Raw genomic sequence first — 25,807 nt, 5'->3', positions numbered from 1 at the left:
GGTGCCAAGCAGCATGAGACAGCGCATCGACTCGCATCAGCATTTCTGGCGACCCGCGCGCGGCGACTACGCGTGGCTGCGCGCCGATGTGCCGGCGCTGGCACCGCTCGTGCGCAACTTTCTTCCCGAGCACCTCGCGCCCCTGCTGCAAGCGCACGACGTGGCGCGAACGGTGCTGGTGCAGGCCGCAGAGTCGGAAGCCGAGACCGACTTCATGCTCGAACTGGCCACGGCGCACCAGGCGATCGGCGGCGTGGTCGGCTGGGTCGACCTGAGCAGCCGCGATGCCGTCGCCTCGCTGGAGCGCATGGCACGGCATCCCAAGTTCAAGGGTGTTCGCCCGATGCTGCAGGACCTCCCCGATGACGACTGGATCGCGCACAAGCCGCATCCCGATGCGATCCGCGCGATGGTGCGCCTGGGCCTGCGCTTCGACGCGCTGGTGAAGCCGCGCCACCTGCCCGCGCTGTTGCGCTTCCTGAAGGCGTGGCCGCAACTGCCCGTGGTGATCGACCACGCAGCGAAGCCCGACGTGGGCGATGCGGAAGAAGAAGGCGCAGCCTTCGCGGCCTGGCGTCGGCACATGGTGGAGCTGGCCGCGTTGCCGCAGGTCTGCTGCAAGTTCTCGGGCCTCTGGAACGAAGCACCATCCACAGTGCATCGCGACGTCGATGCGCTGGTGCGCGCGATCCGCCCGATCTGGGGCGTGCTGCTGCGCTGCTTCGGGCCCGGCCGCCTGATGTGGGGCAGCGACTGGCCCGTGCTCACGCTGGCCGGCGACTACGCGGGCTGGATCGCGGCGAGCGAGACGCTCATCGGCAACCTGCCGGCCCACGGACAGGAACAAATCTGGCACCGCACCGCGCAGCACTTCTACGGCATCCCATCGACGAACTGAAGAACGAACGCGCCACTCCATGCAACCCATCGTCACCATCCGCGACCTCTGCAAATCCTTTGCCGGCGTGCGCGCCCTCGACAAGGCCCAGTTCGACCTGCGGCCCGGCGAGGTGCATGCGCTCATGGGCGAAAACGGCGCGGGCAAGTCCACGCTCATGAAAGTGCTGGCTGGCGTCTACAGCAAGGACTCCGGCGAGGTGCTGATCGACGGCCAGCCCGTGGACATCGCAAGCCCGCGCGCCGCGCAGGCGCTGGGCATCGGGATCATCCATCAGGAACTGAACCTGATGAACCACCTGAGCGCCGCGCAGAACATCTTCATCGGCCGCGAGCCGCGCGGGCGCCTGGGCTTCTTCATCGACGAGGAGGCGATGCGCGCCGAAACACAGCGCATCTTTGACCGCATGAACCTGCGGCTCGACCCGCACACGCCGGTCGGCGAGCTCACGGTGGCCAAGCAGCAGATGGTGGAGATCGCGAAGGCGCTCTCGTTCGACTCGCGCGTGCTCATCATGGACGAGCCCACCGCCGCACTCAACAACGAGGAAGTGGCCGACCTGTTCCGCATCATCGGGCAGCTCAAATCGCAGGGCGTGGCCATCGTCTACATCTCTCACAAGATGGATGAGCTCAAGCGCATCGCCGACCGCGTGACCGTGATGCGCGACGGCCAGTACATCGCCACCGTGTCGATGGCCGATACGCCGATGGATTCGCTTATCGCCATGATGGTGGGCCGCCAGCTCACCGAGGTGGAGAACGATTTTCCCGACACCTCGGGCAACGAGATCGTGCTCGAGGCGCGCGGCATCACGCGTGGATCGATGGTCCGCGATGCGAGCTTCGTATTGCGCCGGGGCGAGATCCTGGGCTTCGCGGGGCTCATGGGCGCGGGCCGCACCGAGCTTGCACGCGCGGTGTTCGGTGCCGACCGCATCGATGCGGGCGAGGTCTTCGTGCGCGGCAAGAAGGTGTCGATCAAGTCGCCGGAAGATGCGGTGTCACACGGTATCGGCTATCTCTCCGAAGACCGCAAGCACTTCGGCCTGGCCACCGGCATGGACGTGGAGACCAACATCGCGCTGCCGAGCATGAAGAAGTTCGTGTCGATGGGCGTCTTCATCGACCAGGCGGCCATCGAGGCCGCTGGCAAGCGCTACGTGAAGCAACTCAACATCAAGACGCCCTCGGTGCACCAGCAGGTGCGGCTGCTCTCGGGCGGCAACCAGCAGAAGATCGTGATCGCCAAGTGGCTGCTGCGCGACTGCAGCGTGCTCTTCTTCGACGAACCCACACGCGGCATCGACGTGGGGGCGAAGGCCGAAATCTACCGCTTGCTCAACGAGCTGGCCGCCGAGGGCAAGGCCATCGTGATCATCTCTTCGGAGTTGCCCGAGATATTGCGCGTGAGCCACCGCGTGCTGGTGATGTGCGAAGGCCGCATCACCGGTGAACTGACGGGCCGCGAAGCCTCGCAGGAAAAGATCATGCAGCTCGCCACCCGGCGCGAAGCTGCTGCTGCCGCATGATGAATGGAGACAACACTTTGACGACCCCCACCGCTACCACCGCCGCCGCCTCGCCGGGCTTCTCGCTGAAGGCGCGGCTCTTTCGTCCCGCCACACGACAGAAGCTTCTGGCCTTCACCAGCCTCATTGCGCTGATGGTGTTCTTCAGCTTCGCCTCGCCGCAGTTTTTGCAGACCGACAACCTCGTGAGCATCCTGCAGTCGACCGCGGTGAACGGCGTGCTGGCCATCGCCTGCACCTTCGTCATCATCACCGCGGGCATCGACCTGTCGGTGGGCACGCTCATGACCTTCTGCGCCGTCATGGCCGGCGTGGTGCTCACCTACATGGGCATGCCGCTCGCGCTCGGCATTGCGGCGGCGATCTTCTTCGGCGCGCTGGCCGGCTTCGTCTCGGGCGTGCTGATCGCCAAGCTCAAGATCCCCCCCTTCATCGCGACGCTGGGCATGATGATGCTGCTCAAGGGCCTGTCGCTCGTGATCTCGGGCACCAAGCCGATCTACTTCAACGACACGCCGGGCTTCACCGCCATCTCGCAGGATTCGCTGATCGGCGACCTCATTCCGTCGCTGCCGATTCCAAACGCGGTGCTGATCCTGTTCCTCGTGGCGGTGGCCGCGAGCATCCTGCTCAACCGCACCATCCTCGGGCGCTACACCTTCGCACTCGGCAGCAACGAGGAAGCGGTGCGCCTCTCGGGCGTGAACACCGATTTCTGGAAGGTCGTGGTCTACACGGTGAGCGGCGGCATCTGCGGCATCGCGGGTCTCTTGATTGCCTCGCGCCTGAACTCCGCGCAGCCGGCGCTCGGGCAGGGCTACGAGCTCGATGCGATTGCGGCGGTGGTCATCGGCGGCACGTCGCTCAGCGGCGGCACCGGCACCATCGTCGGCACGATCATCGGCGCCTTCATCATGAGCGTGCTGACCAACGGGCTGCGCATTCTGTCGGTCGCGCAGGAATGGCAGACGGTGATCACGGGCGTGATCATCATCCTGGCCGTGTACGCGGACATCCTGCGCCGCCGCAGCAACAGCAAGCACTGACCCGATTCCCAATTTCTACAACCACAGGAGACCTTTGCATGATTCAACGAAGAGCAGTCACCACCGCGCTAGCCGCATCCGTCATCGGCATGTCGGGCTTCGCGCACGCACAGCAGGCGCAAGAGATCTACATTCCGCTCGTCTCCAAGGGCTTCCAGCACCAGTTCTGGCAGGCCGTAAAGTCCGGCGCCGAGCAGGCCGCGAAGGACCTGAAGGTAAAAGTGAGCTTCGAGGGACCCGAGTCGGAATCGATGGTCGACAAGCAGATCGACATGCTCTCTGCCGCGCTCGCCAAGAAGCCGCAGGCCATCGGCTTCGCCGCGCTCGACAGCCAGGCCGCGATTCCGCTCCTGAAGAAGGCGCAGGCCGCGAAGATTCCCGTGGTGGCCTTCGACTCGGGTGTGGACAGCGACATTCCCGTGACCACCACCACGACCGACAACAAGGCCGCTGCTGCGCTGGCCGCTGACAAGATGGCCGAGCTGATCGGCAAGTCGGGTGAAGTCGCGCTGGTGGTGCACGACCAGACCAGCCGCACCGGCGTGGACCGGCGTGACGGGTTCGTGAACCGTATCAAGTCGACCTACCCGAACATCAAGATCGTGAGCGTGCAGTACGGCGGTGGCGACCAGCTGAAATCGACCGAGATCACCAAGTCGATCTTGCAGGCCTCGCCGAACCTCAAGGGCATCTTCGGCGCCAACGAGGGCTCCGCCATCGGCGTGGTCAACGGCGTGAAGGAGATGAAGCGCAACGGCAAGGTCGTGATCATCGGCTACGACTCCGGCAAGCAGCAGAAGAACGCGATCATCGACGGCAGCATGGCCGGCGCGATCACGCAGAACCCCGTGGGCATGGGCTACAAGACCGTGGAGATGGCGGTGAAGGCGATAAAGGGCGAGAAGCTGCCCAAGGTCGTGGACACGGGCTTCTTCTGGTACGACAAGACGAACATCGCGGACCCGAAGATCGCCGCGGTTCTGTACGACTGATCCCTTTCTCTCTGAAGACCCCGTTCATGACCATCGTTCGATCCATGCGCGTACTGGACGTGCGCTTTCCCACTTCGCAGCAGCTCGACGGCTCCGACGCGATGAACCCCGACCCGGACTACTCCGCGGCATACGTCGTGCTGGAGACCGACCAGCCGGGGCTCGAAGGCCACGGCCTGACCTTCACCATCGGCCGCGGCAACGAGATCTGCTGCGCGGCCATCGAGTCGATGCGTCACCTGGTCGTCGGGCTCGACCTGCAGTGGGTGGCCGAGGACATGGGCCGCTTCTGGCGGCACATCACCTCCGACAGCCAGCTGCGGTGGATCGGGCCCGACAAGGGCGCGATCCACCTGGCGACCGGCGCGGTGGTCAACGCGATGTGGGACCTCTGGGCCAAGTCCGAAGGCAAGCCGGTGTGGCAGTTGGTGGCGGACATGAGCCCTGAAGAGCTCGTGCGCTGCATCGACTTTCGCTACATCACCGACTGCATCACGCCCGAAGAGGCACTGGTGTTGCTGCGCGAAGCCTCTGTCGGCAAGGCCGAACGCATCGCCACGCTGAAGGCCGAGGGCTACCCCTGCTACACGACGTCGGCGGGCTGGCTCGGCTACTCCGACGAGAAGCTGCGGCGGCTCGCGCAGGAGGCGGTCGATGCGGGGTTCAACCACGTCAAGCTCAAGGTGGGGCGTGATCTGCAGGACGACATCCGCCGGCTGACGGTGGCGCGCGAGGTGCTCGGGCCCGATCGCCATCTGATGATCGATGCCAACCAGGTCTGGGAGGTCGACCAGGCCATCGATTGGGTGAAGCAGTTGGCCTTTGCCAAGCCCTGGTTCATCGAGGAGCCGACGAGCCCCGACGACGTCGAAGGCCATCGCAAGATCCGCGAAGGCATCGCGCCGGCGGTGAAGGTGGCCACGGGCGAGATGTGCCAGAACCGCATCATGTTCAAGCAGTTCATCATGCGCGGCGCCATCGATGTGGTGCAGATCGATTCATGCCGGCTCGGCGGCGTGAACGAGATCCTTGCGGTGATGCTGATGGCCGCGAAGTACAAGCTGCCCGTGTGCCCGCATGCGGGCGGGGTGGGGCTGTGCGAGTACGTGCAGCATCTGTCGATGATCGATTACCTGTGCATCTCGGGCACGCGCGAAGGGCGGGTGATCGAGTATGTGGACCACCTGCACGAACACTTCGTAGAGCCTTGCGTGGTGCGCGATGCGGCGTACTTTCCGCCGACGGGGGCGGGCTTCTCGATCACGATGAAGCCGGCGTCGCTCGAGCGTTATCGCTTTCGCGGGTAAGTGAACAACAACAAGAAGGACGTCGCGCAGTCATGGACCTGAATCTGAAAGACAAGGTGGTGCTCGTCACCGGTGGCGGCAGCGGCATCGGCGCAGCCATTTCGCTCACGCTCGCGCGTGAAGGGGCGGTGCCGGTGATCTGCGGGAAGAATCCGATGGATGCGGCGTTCGAGGAAGAACTGCGCGGACTGCAGCCGCGGGCGCGGTTTCTTCAGTTCGAGCTGATGGAGGAGGCGGCTTGCGGCAAGGCCATTGAAAGCACGGTCGCGGAGTTCGGGCGCATCGATGGCTTGGTCAATAACGCGGGGGTGAACGACAGCGTTGGGCTCGAAGCGGGGCGCGAAGCGTTCATCGCATCTCTGGACAGAAATCTCATCCACTACTACGTGATGGCGCATTTCTGCCTGCCGCACTTGAAGGCGAGCCGCGGTGCCATCGTGAACATCTCGTCGAAGACCGCGCTGACAGGGCAGGGCAACACCAGCGGCTACACCGCCGCCAAGGGCGCGCAGCTGTCGCTGACGCGCGAGTGGGCTGCGTCGTTGCTGGAAGACGGCGTGCGCGTCAACGCGGTGATTCCCGCCGAGGTGATGACGCCGCTGTACCAGCGCTGGATCTCGGCTTTCGACGAGCCCGACCGCAAGCTCGCGACCATCACCGACAAGGTTCCCCTGGGGCGCCGGATGACCACGCCGCAGGAGATTGCGAACACCGTGGTGTTCCTGCTGTCCGACAAGGCCTCATCGCACACGACGGGGCAGTGGGTGTTCGTGGACGGCGGGTATACGCATCTGGATCGGGCGTTGACCTGATCTTTTCTCTCAACGACTCTGGATTGAATGACCCATGCGCCACTGCCTTGCCCTCGACCTGAAAGACGATCCGGTGCTGATCGCGGAGTACGAGGCCTATCACCGCAACATCTGGCCCGAGGTGCGCGCGCACCTTGATGCGCAGGGCGTGACGGGGATGGAGATCTACCGGCTCGGCACGCGGATGGTGATGTTGATGGAGACGGACGACGCGCGGTATGACGCGGAGGCGATGGCGCTTGCATCGCAGAACAATCCGAAGATCCGGGAGTGGGAGGCGTTGATGTGGAGGTTTCAGGCGGCTACGCCGTGGACGCCTGAAGGGGAGAAGTGGGTGGCCATGGATCGGATCTTCGAGCTGTAATGAAAAACGGACCCCGAAGGGTCCGCTTGCTGAAAACCGACTGCCCGATTACTTGGGTGAGTAGGTCATCTTCGTCACGAGCGTCGACGACTTCGCATCGCCTCCCTTGAGCAGTTGGCCTCGGTAGGGGCCTTCGGCAGCCAGCCAGAACTCCCGGGTGGCGTCCGTCGTGATCACCGAAGCACCGACCGTGATCTTCAGCGAGAGCTTGCAAGTGTCGAACGTGCCCAGTGGCGTTTCCAGTTTCTCGCGGCCGTGATAGGTCAGTTCGCCGGTTGCCGGGATAGAGGTCGCCGGATCACTACGGCCATCGAAAACCTTGGTCTTGGTTATCGACGATTTCTGACTTGCTACCTGACCGGGCTTCATGTCGACCGGGAACGAGAACGGCGGCTCATAAGCCTGCGAAACAAGAATGAGCTTGTCCATCGTAGGAAAGCCGGGGGGAAACGTAGCTGCAAACTCCGGATCTATCGTCTGCTTGTATGTCGTGGACTTGCCGTAAATCAGGATGTTTCCACCGACAAGATCCTTGTACTCTTTCTTAACGGTACTTTGCAGAGCCCGCATGATTCTGACGGTGCTCGACTCGACATTGACAGAGATCGGATTTGCGCCGGCAAACGCTTCTCGTCCCTCGGTCACACTTTTTCTATGGAAAGGATCGGATGCTGTATCGGTTCCCAGCTTCGCTGCCTCGAATTCGACCGTCGTTCCTTCGCGGAAGTCGGCTTCATTGAAGCAGGGTGCCGAGTTGTCGGCCACCGGCGCTGGCGGCTGTGGCGCTGGTGCAGGTGCTGGTGCGGTTTCGGGCGTTGGCGCTATTGGCAAGATGGGAAATCCGCCTCCGCCCCCGCCTCCTCCACCCCCACATGCGGAAATTGCTACAGCAGCAGTGGCAATAGCCAGCAGCCGAAGACGCGGCAAATTGTTGACGTTGGTTTTCTTCAAAATCGCTCCCTTTTTAAGTGAGCCGCGATTATTGGAGATGGCCTTTCAATTCGAAGGCTGGGACATGTGATCTCTGTACATCGGTTGATGCGTTGGGGAATATTCCACAAATCCTCAGCAGCCGCGCGAGAAGTCTTCAATGATCGTGATGCAGGTAGCTCGCCTGCTTTGGAAGGCGCAGGCTCACGAGGAACGCAATCACCATCATCCCGCTCACGTACCAGAAGAACGCCGACTCGTGCCCCAGTGACTTGAGCCCCAGCGCCACGTACTCGGCCGACCCACCGAAGATCGCATTGGCCACGGCGTAGGCCAAGCCAACACCGAGAGCCCGCACCTCGGGCGGAAACATCTCCGCCTTCACGATCCCGCTGATCGACGTGTAGAAGCTCACGATCGCCAGCGCCACGATGATCAGCACGAAGGCCAGCACCGGGCTCGTCGTGAATTGCAGCGCCGTCAGGATCGGCACCGTTGCCAGCGCACCCAGCCCACCGAACAACAGCATGTTGGTCCGCCGCCCGATGCGGTCCGACAGCGCGCCGAACACAGGCTGCATGCACATGTAGACGAACAGCGCACCGGTCATCACATAGCTTGCCGTCTTGATCGGCAGGTGCACCGTGTTCACCAGGTACTTCTGCATGTAGGTGGTGAAGGTGTAGAAGATCAGCGAGCCGCCGGCCGTGTACCCCAGCACCGTGAGGAAAGCCGGCGTGTGGTGCTTGAAGAGCCCCGCCATGCTGCCGGCTTCCTTGTTGGCCTTGGCTTCGGCGCTCTGCGTTTCATGCAGCGTGCGGCGCAGCAGCAGTGCGACGACGGCGGCGATGGCGCCGATCACGAACGGAATGCGCCAGCCCCACGACTTGAGTTCGGCCTCGGTGAGCAATTGCTCGAGCACCACGATCACGAGCACCGCGAGCAGCTGCCCGCCGATCAGCGTGACGTACTGGAACGACGAGAAGAAACCGCGCTGGCCCTTCAGCGCCACCTCGCTCATGTAGGTGGCCGTGGTGCCGTATTCGCCACCGACCGACAGGCCCTGGAACAGGCGGCACACCAGCAGCAGGAACGGCGCCCACGCACCGATCTGCGCGTAGGTCGGAAGGCAGGCGATGACGAGCGAGCCGGCGCACATCATCGTCACCGAGATCAGCATCGAGGTCTTGCGTCCGAGCCGGTCGGCCACGCGGCCGAAGAGCCAGCCGCCGATGGGCCGCATCAGGAAGCCGGCCGCGAACACGCCGGCCGTGTTGAGCAGCTGCGCGGTGGGGTCCGATTTGGGGAAGAACGCCGGCGCGAAATAAAGCGCCGAGAACGCATACACGTAGAAGTCGAACCACTCGACCAGGTTGCCGGACGAGGCCGCCATGATGGCGAAGACGCGGTGCCGTTTTTCTTCGGCGGTGTAGTGCGGGGGGGAAGACGTCGAGGCCGCCTGGCCTCCTTGAGTGGGCGTGACTGCGCTCATGATGGCTGTGCCGCCGTGCAGGCCGGCTATGTTGTTATTGCAACAACATTTTGCCCCTGCATGGGGGTGGCTCGTGTCAGTAGGAACCGCATCAGCCTACCCCCGAAGGGGCCTTAGAAGGTGCCTGGCAGCAGGATGCGCGAATCGACCGTGTCGATCTGCGTGTGGCCGCAGAAGGCCATGGTGATGTCGAGTTCTTTGTGAATGATCTGCAGCGCGCGCGTCACGCCCTCTTGCCCGTGGGCACCGAGGCCATAGAGAAAGCTGCGGCCGATCATGGTGCCGCGTGCGCCGAGCGCGCGGGCCTTGAGCACGTCTTGCCCGCTGCGGATGCCGCCATCCATCCACACCTCGATCTCGCTGCCCACGGCTTCGACGATGGCCGGCAGCGCGGCGATGGAGGAGGGCGCGCCGTCGAGCTGGCGGCCGCCGTGGTTCGAAACGATGAGCGCGTCGGCGCCGCTGGCCACCGCGAGGCGCGCGTCTTCCGCGTCCATGATGCCCTTCAGGATGAGTTTGCCGCCCCAGAGCTTCTTGATCCACTCCACGTCGGCCCAGCTCAACGCGGGGTCGAACTGCTCGGAGGTCCATGCCGAGAGCGACGACAAATCCTTCACGCCCTTGGCATGGCCCGCGATGTTGCCGAAGGTGCGGCGCTGGGTGCCCAGCATGCCCATGCACCAGCGCGGCTTGGTCGCGAGGTTGATGAGGTTCTTGATCGTGGGCTTGGGTGGCGCGGTGAGGCCGTTCTTGATGTCCTTGTGGCGCTGGCCGAGGATCTGCAGGTCCAGCGTGAGCTGCAGCGCCGTCACGTTGGCGGCCTTGGCACGCTCGATCAGGCGCTCGATGAAGTCGCGGTCCTTCATCACGTAGAGCTGGAACCAGAAGGGATGGCGGCCGGTGTTCTCGGCGATGTCTTCCAGCGAGCAGATGCTCATGGTCGAGAGCGTGAACGGAATGCCGAAGGCCTTGGCCGCGCGGGCGCCGAGGATCTCGCCGTCGGCGTGCTGCATGCCGGTGAGGCCGGTCGGCGCAATGGCCACGGGCATGGCGACATCCTGGCCGACCATGGTGGTGCGGGTGGAGCGGCCTTCCATGTTCACGGCCACGCGCTGGCGCAGCTTGATCTTCTGAAAGTCGCTCTCGTTGGCGCGGTAGGTGCCCTCGGTCCATGCGCCGGAGTCGGCGTAGTCGTAGAACATCTTCGGCACGCGCCGCTTGGCGATCACCCGCAGGTCTTCGATGTTGGTGATCTTGGAAAGGTCGGCCACGGGGGAGTCTCCTGGGTTGTCTCTGTTTGTTCGATCGCGCGAGCCGGCATTATGGGCAGGCTCCGCCGCGGGCCGAGTGTGGTGCCCGAAACGGACTCCGATCTGAAAAATACCGGGAGCGGACCTGAAAAGAATTCAGCCGCCCGATCAGTCCCGCAGCGCCTGCCGCAGCCACTCGACGAAGGTCGCGCATTCCCAGCGCTCCATCGCCCCCGGCCGCCAGCACAGGAAGTAGGCGTTGGGCGAGGGCACGCTCTCCGCCGAAAGCCGCACGAGGCGCCCGTTCTCCAGCCAGGCGCTGCCGAGCTTCAGGTGCATGAGCACCACGCCGAAGTCTTCCGCCGCCGCGTCGAGCGCCAGGCCCAGGTCGTTGAACTGGTGGCCCGTGGCCGGCTCGGGCAGGCCGATGCCGCGCGCCTTGAACCAGGTGCGCCACGATTCGAGCGGCGTGCGCAGCAGCTGCACGCGCGAGACCTCGGCGTCGGTCGCAAAGCCGTCGAACGGTCCGTGGCGCTGCAGGTACGCGGGGCTGCAGGCGGGCGCCACGTCGTCGGCCAGCAACTGGCAGAACTCCCGGTCGTGAAAGGGCCCGGTGCCGAAGCGCAGCTCCAGGTCGGCCTCTTCGGCCGTCATGTTGCGCACGGGCATGGTCACCTGCAGCATCAACTCGATGTTCGGATAGGCATCGCGAAACCGCGCCAACCGGGGCAGCAGCATCTGGCGCGAGAAGGTGGGCGTCACCGCCACGCGCAGCCGCCGCACCTGCGATGCGGGCTCGCGGCCGGGCACCTGCTGCAACGCCGCAATGGCCTCGCGCACGCGGGCCAGATAGGCCACGCCGTCGGCGCTCAGGCCGAAGTCGCTGCCCATGAAGAGCCTGAGTTCGAGCTGCGTCTCGAGCTGGCGGATGCGGTGGCTCACCGCGCTGGGCGTCACGCTGAGTTCTTCGGCCGCGAGGTTCACGCTGCGCAGCCGTGCGACGGCCTCGAAGGCCTGCAGGCCCTGGGTCGAGGGGAGTCGTGTCGAAGCCATTGGCTGTTTGGGGGCGAGCAATGTTAGCGAATCGCCGACGAAGGCAAGGTTGCGACGAGCGCTTCGAGCAATCGACGCAGGTCGTCGACGGCTTCACGAACCACGGCCGCATCGCCCATCTGGGCCTTGATGATGGCGCCGTCCACGCCGATCCCTGCGGCCTGCGCGAGCGCCACGCGCGCTGTCACTTGTGCAGGCAGCAATCCCGCGATGACTTCGACCATCTCGCGCTTGTGCTCGCGTGCGCGTTGCAGCGCGCCTTCCACGCTACCGCCCACTTCGGCCGTCGCGTTGATGAAGGCGCAGCCGCGAAACACCGGGTCGACGAACCATTCGGCCATCACGTCGGCCAGCAGCAACAGGGCGTTGGCATCGCCCGCGCGTTCGTGTGCGCCGCGCCGGCCCAGCGCATCGACGAACCATGCCATCCACCGCGTGTGCCGGTAGTCGAGGAACTCGCGCACCAGGTCGTCCTTCGAGGGGAAGTGCCGGTAGAAGGTGACCTTGGTGACGCCCGAGGCGGCGATCACGCGGTCGATGCCGGTGGCGCGGATGCCTTCCGCATAGAAGAGGTCGTGCGCCGTGAGCAGGATGCGCTCGCGTGCGGGCAATGCGGAGATGTCCATGCGGTGATTGTAGGCACGTAGACAGGTCTGTCTACGTGTGGCACATTGCGGGCCTTCGCCACTTCCTCACCTCAACGAAAGACGCCCATGGAATCCCGCCCGCCGCTGCCGCCCTTCACCCTCGAGACCGCCACGAAGAAAGTCCAGGCCGCCGAAGATGCCTGGAACACCCGCGACCCGGTTCGCGTGAGCCTGGCCTACACGCCCGACACCGAGTGGCGCAACCGCGCCGACTTCCTCAACGGACGCGAGCAGGTGGTGGAATTCCTCACCCGCAAGTGGGAGCGCGAGACCGACTACCGCCTGAAGAAAACGCTCTGGGCCTTCATGGACAACCGCATCGCGGTGCGCTTCGAGTACGAATGGCACGACGCCGCGGGCCAGTGGTTCCGCAGCCACGGCAACGAGAACTGGGAGTTCGCCGAGAACGGCCTGATGCAGAAGCGCTACGCGAGCATCAACGACCAGCCCATCGCGGAGTCCGACCGCAAGTTCCGCTGGGACCGCTGACGGTCTTGCTCCTTCCCCCTCTGGGGGAAGGTTGGGATGGGGGCACGCGACCTTTGCAAAGCCGCTGTGCTTGATGCGCCGCTAGCCCCCACCCCGACCCTCCCCCAGAGGGGGAGGGAGCAAAAACATCGGGCACGGCTGTTGCTTGCTTTTGGTGCATGGAGACGCCCGTCCTGAACCCCACCGCCAGCCACCCGCTCTGGCAGCACCAATTGGGGCTGCTGCTGGAGTCGACCGGCGAGGGCATCTTCGGCATCGACCTCGACGGCCACTGCATGTTCATCAACCGGGCCGGTGCGCAGATGCTGGGCCACGAGGCCCGCGACGTGATCGGCTCGAACATGCACGAGCTCACGCACCACTCGCACCCCGACGGCTCGCACTACGCCGACACCGACTGCCCGATCTTCAACGCCTTCCGCCGCGGCCTGCCGTGCCGCATCGACACCGAAGTGTTCTGGCGCCGCGACCGCACCGCCTTCGCGGTGGAGTATTCGAGCCACCCGATCATGGACGGCACGCAGGTGCGCGGCGCGGTCATCACCTTCGTCGACATCACCGAGCGCCGCCGCCACGCCGAGGCGCTGCAGCAGGCAAAAGACGAACTCGGCCTGCGCGTGCAGGAGCGCACGCGCGAACTCAGCGACGCGCTCGTGCAACTGCGCGAACTCTCCGCCTGGCTCGACAAGGTGCGCGAAGACGAACGCACCCGCATCGCCCGCGAGGTGCACGACGAGCTCGGCAGCCTGCTCGTCGCGCTCAAGATGGACGTCAACTGGATCGGCAAGCGCCTGGGCGAACAGCAGGAGCGCACGCCCGATGCGGCGCAGTCCATGCGCGACCAGATGCGCTGCAAGTGCGGCAACATGAGCCAACTGATCGAGCGCGCAGTCGACAACGTGGGCCGCATCATCACCGACCTGCGCCCCAGCATCCTCGACCACCAGGGCCTGTGGGCCGCGCTCGAATGGCAGGCCCACGAGTTCGTGCAGTCGGCCGAACTGGCGCTCGACTGGCACTTCGACGTGCCGGCGGGCGTGGAGCTGCCGGAGCCGGCGGCCATTGCGGTGTTCCGCATCTTCCAGGAGATGCTGAGCAACGTCGGCCGCCATGCGAAGGCGCAGAGCCTCGACATCCGCATCGGCGTCGAGGCGCAGCAACTGAGCATCAGCGTGCGCGACGACGGCGTCGGTGCGCCGGCACAGGCCTTCGAGGCGGCGACCTCCTACGGCGTGCTCGGCATGCGCGAGCGGGCGCGCCACTTCGGCGGGCGCATCGACATCGAAAGCCGGGTGGGCGAGGGCAGCACCTTCTGCCTGCACTTGCCACTGCCGGTGGATGCCTGAGATGAACGACATCCGCGTGCTCATCGGCGACGACCACCGCATCGTGCGCGAGGGCCTCAAGCAGATGCTCGGCGACCTCTCCAACGGCCTGCCCTCGATGACCGTGCGCGCCGAAGCGCAGACCGGCCCCGAGGTGATCGCCGCCGTGCAGGAACTGGGCGGCCCCGAGGGCCTGGACGTGGTGCTGCTCGACATCGCGCTGCCCGGCCGCGACGGCCTCGATGTGCTGCAGGCGCTGCGCAAGGACTGGCCGACGCTTCCGGTGCTGATGCTCAGCACCTACCCCGAGAAGCAGTACGCGGTGCGCTGCATCAAGCTCGGCGCCTCGGGCTACCTGAACAAGAGCGCCGATGCCGACGACATGGTGAGCGCGGTGCGCAAGGTGGCGGCGGGCGGGTTGTACGTCTCCGCCGCTACGGCCGAAGCACTGGCCGCCGCGGTGGGCCGCAGCGCCGGGCAGGGCGCCGAGCAGCTCTCGCACCGCGAGCATCAGGTCTACCGCCTCCTCAGTGCGGGGCACAGCGTGAGCGAAATCGGTGCACAGCTGGGCCTTGCGCCCAACACCGTCAGCACCTACCGCGCGCGCATCCTGGAAAAGACCGGCACCAAGAACGATGTCGAGCTCGCGCTGTATGCCGAACGCCACGGCAAGGCGGCCCCCGCGGCCTGAAAACGAAGCCGGCGGCGGCCGTCTTGTAGTGCCAGCCCTACAAGCCCTCGACAAGCGCGGCACGATCTGAAGGCTGGAGGCCTTTGGGCCTCGCTTCCGGCCCGGGCCTTGCATCGTGGCCAGCATCTTTTCACCGAGGTGCACCGCCATGTCCAGCCCATCCGATTCGACCGCCTGCGATCTCTACGACGCCGACCGGCCCCTGAACATGCGCTGCGCCTGCGGCCGCAACCATGGACGCGGCGCTGAAATCGATGTCGACCCCGACAACAAGCTCGAAGCCAGCCTCATGAAGGCGCTGTTTCCAAACGACAGCGTGCGCCGCAACTTCCTGCGCGCCGTGGGCGCCAACACCGCGCGCGCCGCCATTGCCTCGGTGCTGCCGCTGGGCGCGCTGCAGGCCATGGCGCAGGACAAGGCGCCGCTGGAGAAGACCAACCTCAAGATCGGCTTCATCCCCATCACCTGCGCCACGCCGCTGATCATGGCGCACCCCCTCGGCTTCTATCAGAAGCAGGGCCTCAACGTCGACGTGGTCAAGACCGCGGGCTGGGCGCTCATCCGCGACAAGATGCTCAACAAGGAATACGACGCCACGCATTTCCTTTCGCCGATGCCGCTCGCCATTTCGATGGGCGCGGGCTCCAACCAGGTGGCGATGAATGTCGCGACCATCCAGAACACCAACGGCCAGGCCATCACGCTGGCCAACAAGCACAAGGACAAGCGCGACCCGAAGATGTGGAAGGGCCTGAAGTTCGCCGTGCCCTTCGAGTACAGCATGCACAACTTCCTGCTGCGCTACTACGTGGCGGAGGCCGGCCTGAACCCCGACACCGACATCCAGATCCGCGTGGTGCCGCCGCCCGAGATGGTGGCCAACCTGCGCGCCGGCAACATCGACGGCTACCTCGGCCCCGACCCGTTCAACCAGCGCGCGGTGTTCGAGGAAATCGGCTTCCTCCACCTGCTGACGCGCGACCTGTGGAACGGCCACCCGTGCTGCGCCTTCGGCACCTCGACCGAGTTCATCGAGAAGAACCCCAACACCTTCGCCGCGCTCGTGCGCGCGGTGCTCACCGCCTCGGCCATGGCGCGCGAGCCGAAGAACCGCGAGCTCATCGCCAAGGTGATCGCGCCCGCGCAGTACCTGAACCAGCCCGAGACCGTGCTCACCCAGGTGCTCACCGGCAAGTTCGCCGACGGCCTGGGCAACATCCGCACCGTGCCCGACCGCGCCGACTTCGACCCGATTCCCTGGCAGTCGATGGCGGTGTGGATGCTCACGCAGATGAAGCGCTGGGGCTATGTGAAGGGCGACGTCAACTACAAGCAGATCGCGGAGAAGGTGTTCCTGCTGACCGATGCCAAGAAGCGCATGAAGGAACTCGGCCAGAGCGCGCCCGATGGCGCCTACCCCAAGTTCACGATCATGGGCAAGGTGTTCGACCCCGCGAAGCCCGACGACTACGTCAAGAGCTTCGCGATCAGCAAGATGGCCTGAGCCATGCCGAAGAAAACGCTCTCGCTGAAGGCTGCGCTGGTGTCGCTGCTGATGTTCCTGCTGATCATCGGCGTGTGGCAGCTAGCTACGCTGCCGGCAGCCAGCGTCGATACCACGGCCGGCATGACCGCCGAGCAGATCGAGTACCAGAAGATGCTCGGCAAGGACCCCACGCAGGGCCAGGTCAAGAGCTCGGGCTTTCCGACGCCGGCCGAGATGGGCGCCACGGCGTGGAAGCACCTGTCGAACCCCTTCTACGACAACGGGCCGAACGACAAGGGCATTGCGATCCAGCTCGCCTATTCGCTGGCCCGCGTGGGGCTGGGTTTTTTGCTGGCCTGCGTGGTGGCGGTGCCGCTGGGCTTCGTCATCGGCATGTCGCCGCTGCTGCGCAAGGCCTTCGATCCGTTCATCCAGGTGCTCAAGCCGATCTCGCCGCTCGCGTGGATGCCGCTGGCGCTCTACACCATCAAGGACTCGTCGGTCAGCGGCATCTTCGTGATCTTCATCTGCTCGGTGTGGCCGATGCTGCTGAATACCGCCTTCGGCGTGGCCTCGGTCAAGCGCGAGTGGCTCAACGTGGCGAGCACGCTCGAGGTGAAGCCGCTGCGCCGCGCGTTCCGGGTGATCCTGCCGGCGGCCGCGCCCACCATCCTCACGGGCATGCGCATCAGCATGAGCATCGCTTGGCTCGTCATCGTGGCGGCCGAGATGCTGGTGGGCGGCACCGGCATCGGCTACTTCGTGTGGAACGAGTGGAACAACCTCTCGCTCACCAACGTGATCTTCGCGATCCTGGTGATCGGCGTCGTCGGCATGCTGCTGGACCAGGCCTTTGCCGGTCTGCAGCGGAAGGTGACCTATGTGGAGTGATCGATTGACACAAGGCGCTCCTCTCATGACACCTGCTCCCACGCCCCTGCCCGCGACCAGCGGCTTCCTGCGCATCGAGGGCCTGGCCAAGGCCTTCGTGCCCACGCGGCCCGTGTTCGCCGACGTTTCCTTCACGCTCGACCGTGGCGAGTTCGTCTGCATCATCGGCCACTCGGGCTGCGGCAAGACGACCATCCTCAACGTGCTGGCGGGCCTGGACCAGGCGAGCGCGGGCCATGTGTTCATGGACGGCCGCGAGGTCGCCGGCCCCAGCCTGGAGCGCGGCGTGGTTTTCCAGAGCCATGCGCTCATGCCCTGGCTCACCGTGCGCAGGAACATCGCCTTCGCCGTGTCCTCACGCTGGCCGGACTGGTCGGCCGGCCACGTGGACAAGCAGGTCGAGCGTTTCGTGGACATGGTGGGCCTGCAGGCGGCCATCGACAAGAAACCCTCGCAGCTCTCGGGCGGCATGAAGCAGCGCGTGGGCATCGCGCGCGCGTTTGCCATCCAGCCCAAGATGCTGCTGCTTGACGAGCCCTTCGGTGCGCTCGATGCACTCACGCGCGGCACCATTCAGGACGAGCTGATGACCATCGTGCGCCAGACGCAGCAGACGGTCTTCATGATCACGCACGACGTGGACGAGGCCATTCTTCTGGCCGACCGCATCCTCTTGATGACCAATGGCGCCGACCAGCCTGGCGGCGGCTATCGCGCCGGCAACATCGTCGAGACCGTGGTCAACCCGCTGCCGCGCGAGCGCACGCGCGCCTCGCTGCACCACCTGGACGGCTACTACGCGCTGCGCAACCACATCGTCGATTTTCTCGTCACGCGCGCCAAGGCGTCGTGACGCCATCGCGCACTTACTCAATCACTCACTCTCAATTTCAATCAGGAGCAAACCCGCATGAACCGCAACGACGTCACCGAGAAGATCATCACCGTGAAGGTGTCCAAGGGCATCCAGTGGGCCGACGTGGCCAAAAAGGTCGGCCAGTCGAAGGAGTGGACCACCGCCGCCTGCCTCGGCCAGATGACGCTCGACGACAAGCAGGCCAAGGTCATCGGCAAGATCTTCGGCCTCACGCCCGAGGAGCAGAAGTGGCTTCAGGTCGTGCCCTACAAGGGCTCGCTGCCCACGCCCGTGCCGACCGATCCGCTCATCTACCGCTGGTACGAGATCGTGAGCGTGTACGGCACCACCATCAAGGAGCTGATCCACGAGGAGTTCGGCGACGGCATCATGAGCGCGATCGACTTCAGCATGGACATCCAGCGCCAGGCCGACCCGAAGGGCGACCGCGTCAACGTGGTGCTGTCGGGCAAGTTCCTGCCCTACAAGACCTACTGACGCGGCCGCCGTCCCTCGTCGATCACCACGCGTGCTCGGCCGGGCGAGGCCGTGCACTGGACCGCATCGGCGCCGTGATGCCGTACCCCTCGATCGCCCCGGCGATCGACCGCGCGACGCCATCGGCAGGCACCGCCAGACGCCGCCGCGTGCGCATGCGCTCGAAGCTGTAGCTCGCGGCGATGCGTTCGGCCAGCGGGTCGGCGAGACCCATCACGTCGGGGCTCACCACCGTGACGTGCAGGCGCCCCTCGTGCTCCTGGCGCAGCCCCTCGGAGATCGCGTTCACCGCGTACTGCGTGCCGTGGTACACGGCCGATTCCGGCGACACGCCCCGCATGGCAACGGGCGCCACGTTCACGATGTGCCCCCAGCCCTGCAGTTGCATCGTCGGCAGCACGGCGGCAACGCCGAGCAACACGCCGCGCAGGTTCACGTCGATCATGAGTTCCCACTCCTCGATCTTGCGGTTCCACAGCGGCGACATCGGCATCACGCCCGCCGCATTGACCAGCACGTCGATCTGGCCGTGCGCGTCGAAGGCGAATTCGGCGAAGGCTTCCATGCTGGGCCGATGCGTCACGTCCAGATGCTGGAAGCTCGCCGAACCGCCCGTGGCGTTGATCTCGGCCGCGAGGGCTTCGAGCTTGTCGGTGCGCCGCGCACCGAGCACCACGCTGGCCCCACGCCGCGCCAGCAGCCGCGCAGTGGCTTCGCCGATGTCGCCGCTCGCACCGGTGATGAGGACGACTTTTTCCTGGATTGCGCTCATACGAAACTCCTCGTGCTGGTTGGTGGACCATGGCGCTGGAGGTGCGCCGGGCATGGGAAGAAGTTTCGCGTGGATGGGGGTTGGAGCGGTATCCGGATTGAACGGGGTTCTTGCCTGATTCTGCGAAAAGCACTGAGCGGAATGCCGCCTATGCCCGGACGTCAGTTCGCGAAAACCGCGCGGACCGCACGGTCGACGGCGCTCATCACCGGGCGCAGTTCGACGATGGCGCGCTCATCGCCGAAGGGGCGATCGATCGCGGGGCGTGCGACCTGATAGTTCATCTTCACATCGCCATTGAAGAAGGTCCGTACCTCAGTGCGCGGAAAAAGACCTGCGTCGGTTTTCAAGCTCGCGGCCAGGTGGCGCTTGACTCCTTGCGCATCGACACCGTAGGGCCCTGTTCCCTCCACGATGACTCTTTCTGCAGGCGCTGGTGCAGGCAGTGTTTCAACGAGCGCACTCTGCTCGCTCGACTGCCGGGGTGTCGCTTCGACGGCATAGGCCGAGGAGGCTCCCATCAGGAACGAACCCAAGCACAGGGCCAAGGTTTTGCGCGCGAAGATGGATCGAAAAATCATTGTGAAACTCCCTTGTTGAAGGCTGTCTTGCTGTGGATGGAGACTGTACCGCTACCTCGGGGCTACGGGAACAACGCAGTGTCCGGCGGCAAATTTCAGCTCAGAAGACGCTTGAGCTCGCCGCTGTCGATGAGCTTCTGCAAATCCGCAGCTCCGCCAACCAGCACGCCCTTCACGAACACCATCGGAAAGGTCGGCCACCCGGTCCACATCTTGAGCGCGTTGCGGTCGCGCCATTGGCTCAGGTAGCTGCCGTATTCGAGGTACTTGTACGGCTGCCCGATGGCATCGAGCGCCTTGCGCGCCTGCTTCGGATGCGGGTTGATGCCCATGCCGACCACGACCACATCGTTGGCCGCGACTGCCGCCATGACCTCGCGGACGAGGGTCTGGCGGCTCCCGGCCACCTTGTCGCGGATGGCGGGGTGGATGCGGGCTTCTTCGAGGACGGGACGGGGCATGAGGAGCTTTCGTTGGTTCGCGTGACTGTAAGGGCCCCGCACGCTCGCTCCCTGACCATGCAGAACGCGATGCGGGCACTCAACGCCGCGTCGTGCTCTCACGGTAGAGCACCATGCCCGCGTGGTACAGCACGCCCTCGCGGAAGTCGCCGTCGGCGGTGAAGCCGGTGTCATCGACATAGTCGATGTGGTCCCCGGTCAACGTGTAGCGGCCCTGGTAGGCGCTCTGGCGCTTGCCGCGCGCTTCGTCGTAACGGCCGCCGGGCAGCAGCTCGTGGCGGATGTAGCCGTCCTTGGTGACCCACATGCCGACGTAGCGGTTCTGGTCGGTCGGGGCGGCCGGGGAGGGCTGCGCCTGGGCGGGTGTGGAGGCCATCGCGAAGGACAGCGAGAGAGCGGCGAGCGCGCCGTTGCGGGTGGCTGTGGTCATGGTGTGCGCCTTTCGTGTGAAGGCGTTCATTGTGGAAACGGCGGCCGCCGGGCGCTGCCACGTTCCTGCGGAGTTCTTGCCTGTTTCTCGCGATGTCGGTTCGCTGGCGCGCGGGCCGCAAGCTGGTGAAGAATGGGCACTGGCGAAGGCACCGATCCGGTCTGCCGTCGCCATCGTCCGACCCCTTTTGAGAGCGTTTGCGTTGAACCCTGGTCCCAAGCCCCTGTCCCTGCTTGCACGCGTGTTGCTGCATTGCTTCGCGGTGCTGTGCCTCGTCCTCGGGCTCATCGGCGTCGTGCTGCCGGGGATGCCGACGACCGTGTTCATCCTGATGGCCGCATGGGCCGCCGCGCGCAGCTCGCCGCGGCTGCATGCGTGGCTGCGCAATCACCGCATCTTCGGCCCGTTGCTGCGCAACTGGGAGAACGGCCGCACCGTGAGCCGCCGCGCCAAGTGGAGCGCGACGATCACCATGGCGGCCTGCGCGGTCATCGTGTCGTTCACGGCCCATCGCGTGTGGATGGCCGCGCTGGCCATCGGGTGCATGGCCGTCGTGCTGGCGTGGTTGTGGTCGCGTCCGTTGCCGCCACCGTCGCAGTGATGCGCCGCGCCGGGATGCAGTGCTTCGTCGCATATTGAGCTCAACCCGAAAATCGACGAAGCTCCTGCGATGGACGAGCCCTCCGACACCCCGACGCGCCCCCGGATCTATCTCGCAGGTCCGGACGTTTTTCGTCCGGATGCGAGAGACCATTTCGTGCGGCTCAAGGTCGCGTGCGACGCGTTGGGCCTGGCGGCATTGCTGCCCGCCGATGGCGAAGAAGAGCCATCGCCCGACGCGCTGGAGAAGCGCATCTACGAAGCCAACATGCAGCGCCTTCGCGGCGCAGACGGTGTGGTGGCGAACCTCTCGTCCTTCAGGGGACTGGAGCCGGATTCGGGCACGGTGTTCGAGGTCGGCGCGGCGGTGGCGCTGGGGATTCCCGTCGTGGCCTATGGCGTGCCCGAGGGCAGCTATGCGGACCGTGCGCGTGCAGCGCTGCCATGCACGCACGACGCGAACGGCGTGCTGCGCGAGAGTGGCACCGGCATCGCGGTCGAAGACTTCGGGCAGCCGTTGAATCTGATGCTGGCGTGCTCGATTCATATCGAGGCGACGCCCGAGGCGGCGCTGCAGAAGATGGCCGCGGTGCTGGCCGCGCTGCGTCAGTAGGGCGGGGCCTTTCGCGCCCGCTGCTCGCGCGCAGCCTCGGTCCACCAGGCCAGATCATCCGCAAATCGGGGGAAGGCGCGCTCCAGCGCTTCGCCCGCCTTGCCCGTCGGTTGCCCGCCTTCATCGAGCGTCTGCGAAATCGGCCCCACCGCCAGCGTGCTCGAGACCACCACCATCCCCATCTCCGACAGGATGGAGTGCCACACCGTCCCCGAGCGCACGCCCGAGAACCGCCCGGCCGAATAGCTCGCGACAGCGGCCGGCCGCCAGAACCACTCTTCGAGAAAGTGGTCCGTGAGGTTCTTCAATCCGGGCTGCGGCCCCCAGTTGTATTCGCCGGTCACGAAGATGAAGGCGTCCGCCGTGCGGATCTTTTCCGCCAGCGCTTCCATCGCCGCGGGTGCCGAGCCTTTCGGATATTCCTTGTACATGCGGTCGAGCATCGGCAGGTCGACGGCCTTGGCGTCAATCAGTTCCGCGTCGGCGCCTCGCGCGTGGAGACCCGCCACGATGAAGTCTGCGAGCCGCACGCCCATGCGGTCCGAGCGGTACGAGCCATAGAACACCAGGATCCTGTCAGTCATCGTTGCTCCTCTTGAGTCGTCAGCGCTTGCAGTCGCCGCCGATGGAGACGGTGCCGTCCTTGCATTCGGTCAGGATGTCGTCGTCTTCGGGCGAAGGGGCTGGCGCCGGAACCGCCGCGGGGGCCGACCCTGCGCCCTCGCGCTGGTAGACGATCTTCTTGGTGCCCAGTTCGCAACTGCCCACCACCTGGCCGGCTGCCGGCGCATTGGCATCGACGGTCAGCACCGCGAACCGTGTGACGCCCGCGGCGCCGATCTTCGATTCGATCTGCGCGCGCAGGGCTTCGCAGTTCTCGGCGGCGTGGGCTGCGCCGGCCGTTGCGATGCACGCGATGGAAATCAACCAGAGTTTCATGAGTGGCCTGCCTTTCGCAGCGTGGTTGACGGACGAGCAGTCTAGCCTCGCCCCGTGCGCGGTCGCTCCATCGCGAGCGTCGAGTGCACGAAGCCCAGCTTCGCGAAGAACGCCGGCGCGCCGTCCCTGCCTGCGCGCAAGACCCAGGTGATGTTCTCCTCGGCGCCCACGATGCGCTCGACGAGCGCACGGCCGATGCCGCGCCCGCGAAACGGTGCCGCGACGACCACCATCGACAGGTACCCGTTCGAGAGTCCGTCGGTGAGGGCGCGCGCGAATCCGGCGATGTCTCCATCGACCACGGCAACCCATGCGTGTTGCGACGCTGCGATCAACCTGGCGAGATGGGCCTCATCCGGAATCCGGTGCGCCCATCCGTTGGCCGCGAGCAGTCGGTAAACGGCTTCGAGGTCCGAAGCGGTGAATTCGCGAATCTGCATTCCGTCTCCTCGGTCCGGGTTTGCGGGGCCCCAGCGGGGAGCCCCATCACAAGCGACAACGGCCTGCCGCGTGTGCGGCAGGCCGTTGTCGAGGCATGCATCGGGCTTCAGCGATGAAGCGCAGGCACCGCCGTTTTCGTCATCAGCCCTGCGCCGATGCCAGCACCGAGTTCAGCGTCGCGCTCGGGCGCATCACTGCCTCGAACTTGGCCGGGTCGGCCAAGTAGTAGCCGCCGATGTCCACCGGCTTGCCCTGCACGGCCGCAAGTTCGTCGACGATCTTTTTTTCGTTGGCGCTCAGCGTCTCGGCCAGCTTCTTGAACTTGGATTGCAGCGCCGTGTCGTCGGTCTGCGCGGCGAGCTCTTGCGCCCAGTACATGGCCAGGTAGAACTGGCTGCCGCGGTTGTCGAGCTGACCGGTCTTGGGCGACGGGTTCTTGTTGTTGTCCAGCAGCTTGCCGGTGGCGGCGTCGAGCGTCTTGGCAAGAATCTTGGCCTGTGCGTTGCCGGTCTTCAGGCCCAGGTCTTCCAGGCTCACGGCCAGCGCGAGAAATTCGCCCAGCGAATCCCAGCGCAGGTGGTTTTCTTCGACCAGTTGCTGCACATGCTTGGGGGCCGAGCCGCCCGCACCGGTCTCGTACAGGCCGCCGCCGGCCATCAGGGGCACGATCGACAGCATCTTGGCCGAGGTGCCCAGTTCCATGATGGGGAACAGGTCCGTGAGGTAGTCGCGCAGGATGTTGCCGGTGGCGCTGATGGTGTCCAGGCCGCGCACAACGCGCTCCAGCGTGTAGCGCATGGCGCGCACCTGGCTCATGATCTGGATGTCCAGGCCCGAGGTGTTGTGCTCGTGCAGGTACATCTTGACCTTGGTGATCAGCTGCGCTTCGTGCGGGCGGTAGGCGTCCAGCCAGAACACCACCGGCATGCCGGAGTTGCGTGCGCGCGTGACGGCCAGCTTCACCCAGTCGCGGATCGCGGCGTCCTTGACCTGGCACATGCGCCAGATGTCGCCTTGCTCCACGTCTTCGCTCATCAGCACTTCGCCGGTGTCCAGGTCGGTGATGTTGGCAACGCCGTCTTCCGGAATCTCGAAGGTCTTGTCGTGCGAGCCGTACTCTTCGGCCTTCTGCGCCATGAGGCCGACGTTGGGCACGGTGCCCATGGTCTTGGGGTCGAAGGCGCCATGCCATTTGCAGAAGTTGATGATCTCCTGGTAGATGCGGGCGAAGGTCGATTCGGGCATCACGGCCTTGACGTCCTTCAGGCGGCCGTCGGCGCCCCACATCTTGCCGCCGTTGCGGATCATCGCGGGCATCGATGCATCCACGATCACGTCGTTGGGCGAATGGAAGTTGGTGATGCCCTTGGCCGAGTCGACCATGGCCAGCTCGGGGCGGTGCTCGTGGCAGGCGTGCAGGTCGCGCTTGATCTCGTCCTGCGTGCTCTGGGGCAGCGTGGCGATCTTGTTGTAGAGGTCGACCATGCCGTTGTTGACGTTGATGCCCAGCTCGTCGAACAGCTTGCCGTGTTTCTCGAAGGCTTCCTTGTAGAAGATCTTCACGCAGTGGCCGAACACGATGGGGTGCGAGACCTTCATCATCGTGGCCTTGACGTGCAGCGAGAACATGACGCCGGTCTTGTGCGCGTCCTCGATCTCCTGTTCATAGAAGGCCAGCAGGGCCTTCTTGCTCATGAACATGGAGTCGATGACCTCGCGGTCCAGCAGTGCGACCTTCTGCTTGAGCACGACGGTCTTGCCGCTCTTGGTCAGGAGTTCCATCTTGACGTTGCGCGCGCGGTCCAGGGTCATGGACTTTTCGCCGTGATAGAAGTCGCCGCCGTGCATGTGCGAGACGTGCGAGCGCGAGGCCTGGCTCCAGTCGGCCATGCTGTGCGGGTTCTTGCGGGCGTATTCCTTCACCGCATTGGGCGCGCGGCGGTCCGAGTTGCCCTCGCGCAGCACCGGGTTCACCGCGCTGCCGGTGCACTTGTTGTAGCGCGTGCGGATGTCCTTGTCCTCGTCGGAGGTCGGGTTCTCGGGGTAGTCGGGGATCTTGTAGCCCTTGTCCTGCAGTTCCTTGATCGCCGACTTGAGCTGGGACACCGAGGCGCTGATGTTGGGCAGCTTGATGATGTTGGCTTCGGGCTTGAGCGTGAGCTTGCCCAGTTCGGCCAGGTTGTCGGGCACCTTCTGCGCGTCGCTCAGGAATTCGGGGAACTCGCCCAGGACGCGGGCGGCCACCGAGATGTCGCTCGTGGTGACGTCGATGCCGGCCGGGGCCGTGAAGGCGCGCACGATGGGCAGGAACGCGTAGGTCGCCAGGAGGGGCGCCTCGTCGGTGAGGGTGTAGACGATGGTGGGTTGCTTCGTGCTCATGCGCTTGCTTCCGTAAAGCTGAGGGGGTCGGGG

Annotated in this window: 29 protein-coding genes; 16 read left to right on the top strand and 13 right to left on the bottom strand. The window is 65.3% G+C overall.

Annotated elements, in window-relative coordinates; all coding sequences use genetic code 11:
- Positions 1-13: 13 nt before the first annotated feature.
- The 7 genes from NU688_RS24630 (at position 14) to NU688_RS24600 (ending at position 6,950) form a co-directional block, all read left to right on the top strand.
- Positions 14-898, top strand: a complete 885-nt coding sequence (locus NU688_RS24630) for an amidohydrolase (protein ID WP_257863453.1) — start codon at positions 14-16, stop codon at positions 896-898.
- 19 nt (positions 899-917) lie between these two features.
- Complete coding sequence (locus NU688_RS24625; RefSeq protein ID WP_257863452.1) at positions 918-2,429, top strand: sugar ABC transporter ATP-binding protein; 1,512 nt, start codon at positions 918-920, stop codon at positions 2,427-2,429.
- A gap of 17 nt (positions 2,430-2,446) precedes the next feature.
- A complete protein-coding gene (locus tag NU688_RS24620) occupies positions 2,447-3,475 on the top strand; it encodes an ABC transporter permease (RefSeq protein WP_257863451.1) in 1,029 nt (342 codons plus the stop codon).
- Positions 3,476-3,564: 89 nt separating this feature from the next.
- On the top strand, positions 3,565-4,467 hold the full coding sequence (locus NU688_RS24615; protein WP_374684687.1) for an ABC transporter substrate-binding protein: 903 nt from the start codon (positions 3,565-3,567) through the stop codon (positions 4,465-4,467).
- Positions 4,468-4,493: 26 nt separating this feature from the next.
- On the top strand, positions 4,494-5,774 hold the full coding sequence (locus tag NU688_RS24610) for an L-fuconate dehydratase (RefSeq protein WP_257863448.1): 1,281 nt from the start codon (positions 4,494-4,496) through the stop codon (positions 5,772-5,774).
- A gap of 32 nt (positions 5,775-5,806) precedes the next feature.
- A complete protein-coding gene (locus NU688_RS24605; RefSeq protein ID WP_257863447.1) occupies positions 5,807-6,586 on the top strand; it encodes an SDR family oxidoreductase in 780 nt (259 codons plus the stop codon).
- Positions 6,587-6,620: 34 nt separating this feature from the next.
- Positions 6,621-6,950, top strand: coding sequence for an L-rhamnose mutarotase (locus tag NU688_RS24600; RefSeq protein ID WP_257863446.1), 330 nt, complete (start codon positions 6,621-6,623; stop codon positions 6,948-6,950).
- Positions 6,951-6,998: 48 nt separating this feature from the next.
- On the opposite strand, the gene NU688_RS24595 is transcribed toward NU688_RS24600, so the two are convergent.
- The 5 genes from NU688_RS24595 to NU688_RS24575 form a co-directional block, all read right to left on the bottom strand.
- Positions 6,999-7,901, bottom strand: coding sequence for a DUF3108 domain-containing protein (locus tag NU688_RS24595; protein ID WP_257863445.1), 903 nt, complete (start codon positions 7,899-7,901; stop codon positions 6,999-7,001).
- 136 nt (positions 7,902-8,037) lie between these two features.
- Complete coding sequence (locus NU688_RS24590) at positions 8,038-9,372, bottom strand: MFS family transporter (protein WP_257863444.1); 1,335 nt, start codon at positions 9,370-9,372, stop codon at positions 8,038-8,040.
- A 113-nt stretch (positions 9,373-9,485) separates the two neighbouring features.
- Entirely contained in the window at positions 9,486-10,643 is a 1,158-nt protein-coding gene (locus NU688_RS24585; protein WP_257863443.1) for an alpha-hydroxy acid oxidase, read from the bottom strand.
- Positions 10,644-10,790: 147 nt separating this feature from the next.
- Positions 10,791-11,675, bottom strand: a complete 885-nt coding sequence (locus NU688_RS24580) for a LysR substrate-binding domain-containing protein (protein ID WP_257863442.1) — start codon at positions 11,673-11,675, stop codon at positions 10,791-10,793.
- Between the two features lie 23 nt (positions 11,676-11,698).
- On the bottom strand, positions 11,699-12,301 hold the full coding sequence (locus NU688_RS24575) for a TetR/AcrR family transcriptional regulator (RefSeq protein WP_257863441.1): 603 nt from the start codon (positions 12,299-12,301) through the stop codon (positions 11,699-11,701).
- A gap of 87 nt (positions 12,302-12,388) precedes the next feature.
- Between NU688_RS24575 and NU688_RS24570 the strand changes: the two genes are divergently transcribed.
- The 7 genes from NU688_RS24570 (at position 12,389) to cynS (ending at position 18,558) form a co-directional block, all read left to right on the top strand.
- On the top strand, positions 12,389-12,811 hold the full coding sequence (locus NU688_RS24570) for a nuclear transport factor 2 family protein (RefSeq protein WP_257863439.1): 423 nt from the start codon (positions 12,389-12,391) through the stop codon (positions 12,809-12,811).
- Positions 12,812-12,969: 158 nt separating this feature from the next.
- On the top strand, positions 12,970-14,157 hold the full coding sequence (locus tag NU688_RS24565; protein WP_257863438.1) for a PAS domain-containing sensor histidine kinase: 1,188 nt from the start codon (positions 12,970-12,972) through the stop codon (positions 14,155-14,157).
- Position 14,158: 1 nt separating this feature from the next.
- A complete protein-coding gene (locus NU688_RS24560) occupies positions 14,159-14,827 on the top strand; it encodes a response regulator transcription factor (protein ID WP_257863437.1) in 669 nt (222 codons plus the stop codon).
- A 148-nt stretch (positions 14,828-14,975) separates the two neighbouring features.
- On the top strand, positions 14,976-16,331 hold the full coding sequence (locus NU688_RS24555) for a CmpA/NrtA family ABC transporter substrate-binding protein (RefSeq protein ID WP_257863436.1): 1,356 nt from the start codon (positions 14,976-14,978) through the stop codon (positions 16,329-16,331).
- A 3-nt stretch (positions 16,332-16,334) separates the two neighbouring features.
- Positions 16,335-17,204, top strand: coding sequence for a nitrate ABC transporter permease (ntrB, locus tag NU688_RS24550; protein ID WP_257863435.1), 870 nt, complete (start codon positions 16,335-16,337; stop codon positions 17,202-17,204).
- A gap of 25 nt (positions 17,205-17,229) precedes the next feature.
- Positions 17,230-18,057: an ABC transporter ATP-binding protein gene (locus tag NU688_RS24545; protein ID WP_257863434.1), complete on the top strand. Its 828-nt coding sequence runs from the start codon at positions 17,230-17,232 to the stop codon at positions 18,055-18,057.
- 57 nt (positions 18,058-18,114) lie between these two features.
- Positions 18,115-18,558: a cyanase gene (cynS, locus tag NU688_RS24540; protein WP_257863433.1), complete on the top strand. Its 444-nt coding sequence runs from the start codon at positions 18,115-18,117 to the stop codon at positions 18,556-18,558.
- A 22-nt stretch (positions 18,559-18,580) separates the two neighbouring features.
- Here cynS and NU688_RS24535 read toward each other — a convergent pair whose 3' ends face one another.
- The 4 genes from NU688_RS24535 to NU688_RS24520 form a co-directional block, all read right to left on the bottom strand.
- Positions 18,581-19,330 (bottom strand): SDR family oxidoreductase, encoded by a 750-nt coding sequence (locus NU688_RS24535; protein ID WP_257863432.1) that lies wholly within the window; start codon positions 19,328-19,330, stop codon positions 18,581-18,583.
- Between the two features lie 161 nt (positions 19,331-19,491).
- Positions 19,492-19,911, bottom strand: coding sequence for a hypothetical protein (locus tag NU688_RS24530; protein WP_257863430.1), 420 nt, complete (start codon positions 19,909-19,911; stop codon positions 19,492-19,494).
- Between the two features lie 95 nt (positions 19,912-20,006).
- Entirely contained in the window at positions 20,007-20,372 is a 366-nt protein-coding gene (locus NU688_RS24525; RefSeq protein WP_257863429.1) for a glutaredoxin domain-containing protein, read from the bottom strand.
- A 79-nt stretch (positions 20,373-20,451) separates the two neighbouring features.
- A complete protein-coding gene (locus NU688_RS24520; protein WP_257863428.1) occupies positions 20,452-20,802 on the bottom strand; it encodes an Atu4866 domain-containing protein in 351 nt (116 codons plus the stop codon).
- 202 nt (positions 20,803-21,004) lie between these two features.
- On the opposite strand from NU688_RS24520, the gene NU688_RS24515 reads away from it, so the two are divergent.
- Both NU688_RS24515 and NU688_RS24510 read left to right on the top strand, forming a co-directional pair.
- Positions 21,005-21,403 (top strand): YbaN family protein, encoded by a 399-nt coding sequence (locus NU688_RS24515; RefSeq protein ID WP_257863427.1) that lies wholly within the window; start codon positions 21,005-21,007, stop codon positions 21,401-21,403.
- Between the two features lie 69 nt (positions 21,404-21,472).
- On the top strand, positions 21,473-22,015 hold the full coding sequence (locus tag NU688_RS24510) for a nucleoside 2-deoxyribosyltransferase (protein ID WP_257863426.1): 543 nt from the start codon (positions 21,473-21,475) through the stop codon (positions 22,013-22,015).
- On the opposite strand, the gene NU688_RS24505 is transcribed toward NU688_RS24510, so the two are convergent.
- The 4 genes from NU688_RS24505 to NU688_RS24490 all read right to left on the bottom strand — a co-directional run bounded on the left by NU688_RS24505 (position 22,009) and on the right by NU688_RS24490 (position 25,774).
- A complete protein-coding gene (locus NU688_RS24505; protein ID WP_257863425.1) occupies positions 22,009-22,599 on the bottom strand; it encodes an NADPH-dependent FMN reductase in 591 nt (196 codons plus the stop codon). The genes NU688_RS24510 and NU688_RS24505 overlap by 7 nt on opposite strands.
- A 19-nt stretch (positions 22,600-22,618) precedes the next feature.
- Positions 22,619-22,954: a DUF1161 domain-containing protein gene (locus tag NU688_RS24500; RefSeq protein WP_257863424.1), complete on the bottom strand. Its 336-nt coding sequence runs from the start codon at positions 22,952-22,954 to the stop codon at positions 22,619-22,621.
- A 41-nt stretch (positions 22,955-22,995) separates the two neighbouring features.
- A complete protein-coding gene (locus NU688_RS24495) occupies positions 22,996-23,394 on the bottom strand; it encodes a GNAT family N-acetyltransferase (protein WP_257863423.1) in 399 nt (132 codons plus the stop codon).
- A 142-nt stretch (positions 23,395-23,536) separates the two neighbouring features.
- A complete protein-coding gene (locus NU688_RS24490; RefSeq protein ID WP_257863422.1) occupies positions 23,537-25,774 on the bottom strand; it encodes an NADP-dependent isocitrate dehydrogenase in 2,238 nt (745 codons plus the stop codon).
- Positions 25,775-25,807 lie beyond the last annotated feature (33 nt).

The sequence above is a fragment of the Variovorax sp. ZS18.2.2 genome (assembly GCF_024701975.1).
Lineage (GTDB): Bacteria > Pseudomonadota > Gammaproteobacteria > Burkholderiales > Burkholderiaceae_C > Variovorax.
This window is presented reverse-complemented; position numbering and strand designations above follow the sequence as displayed.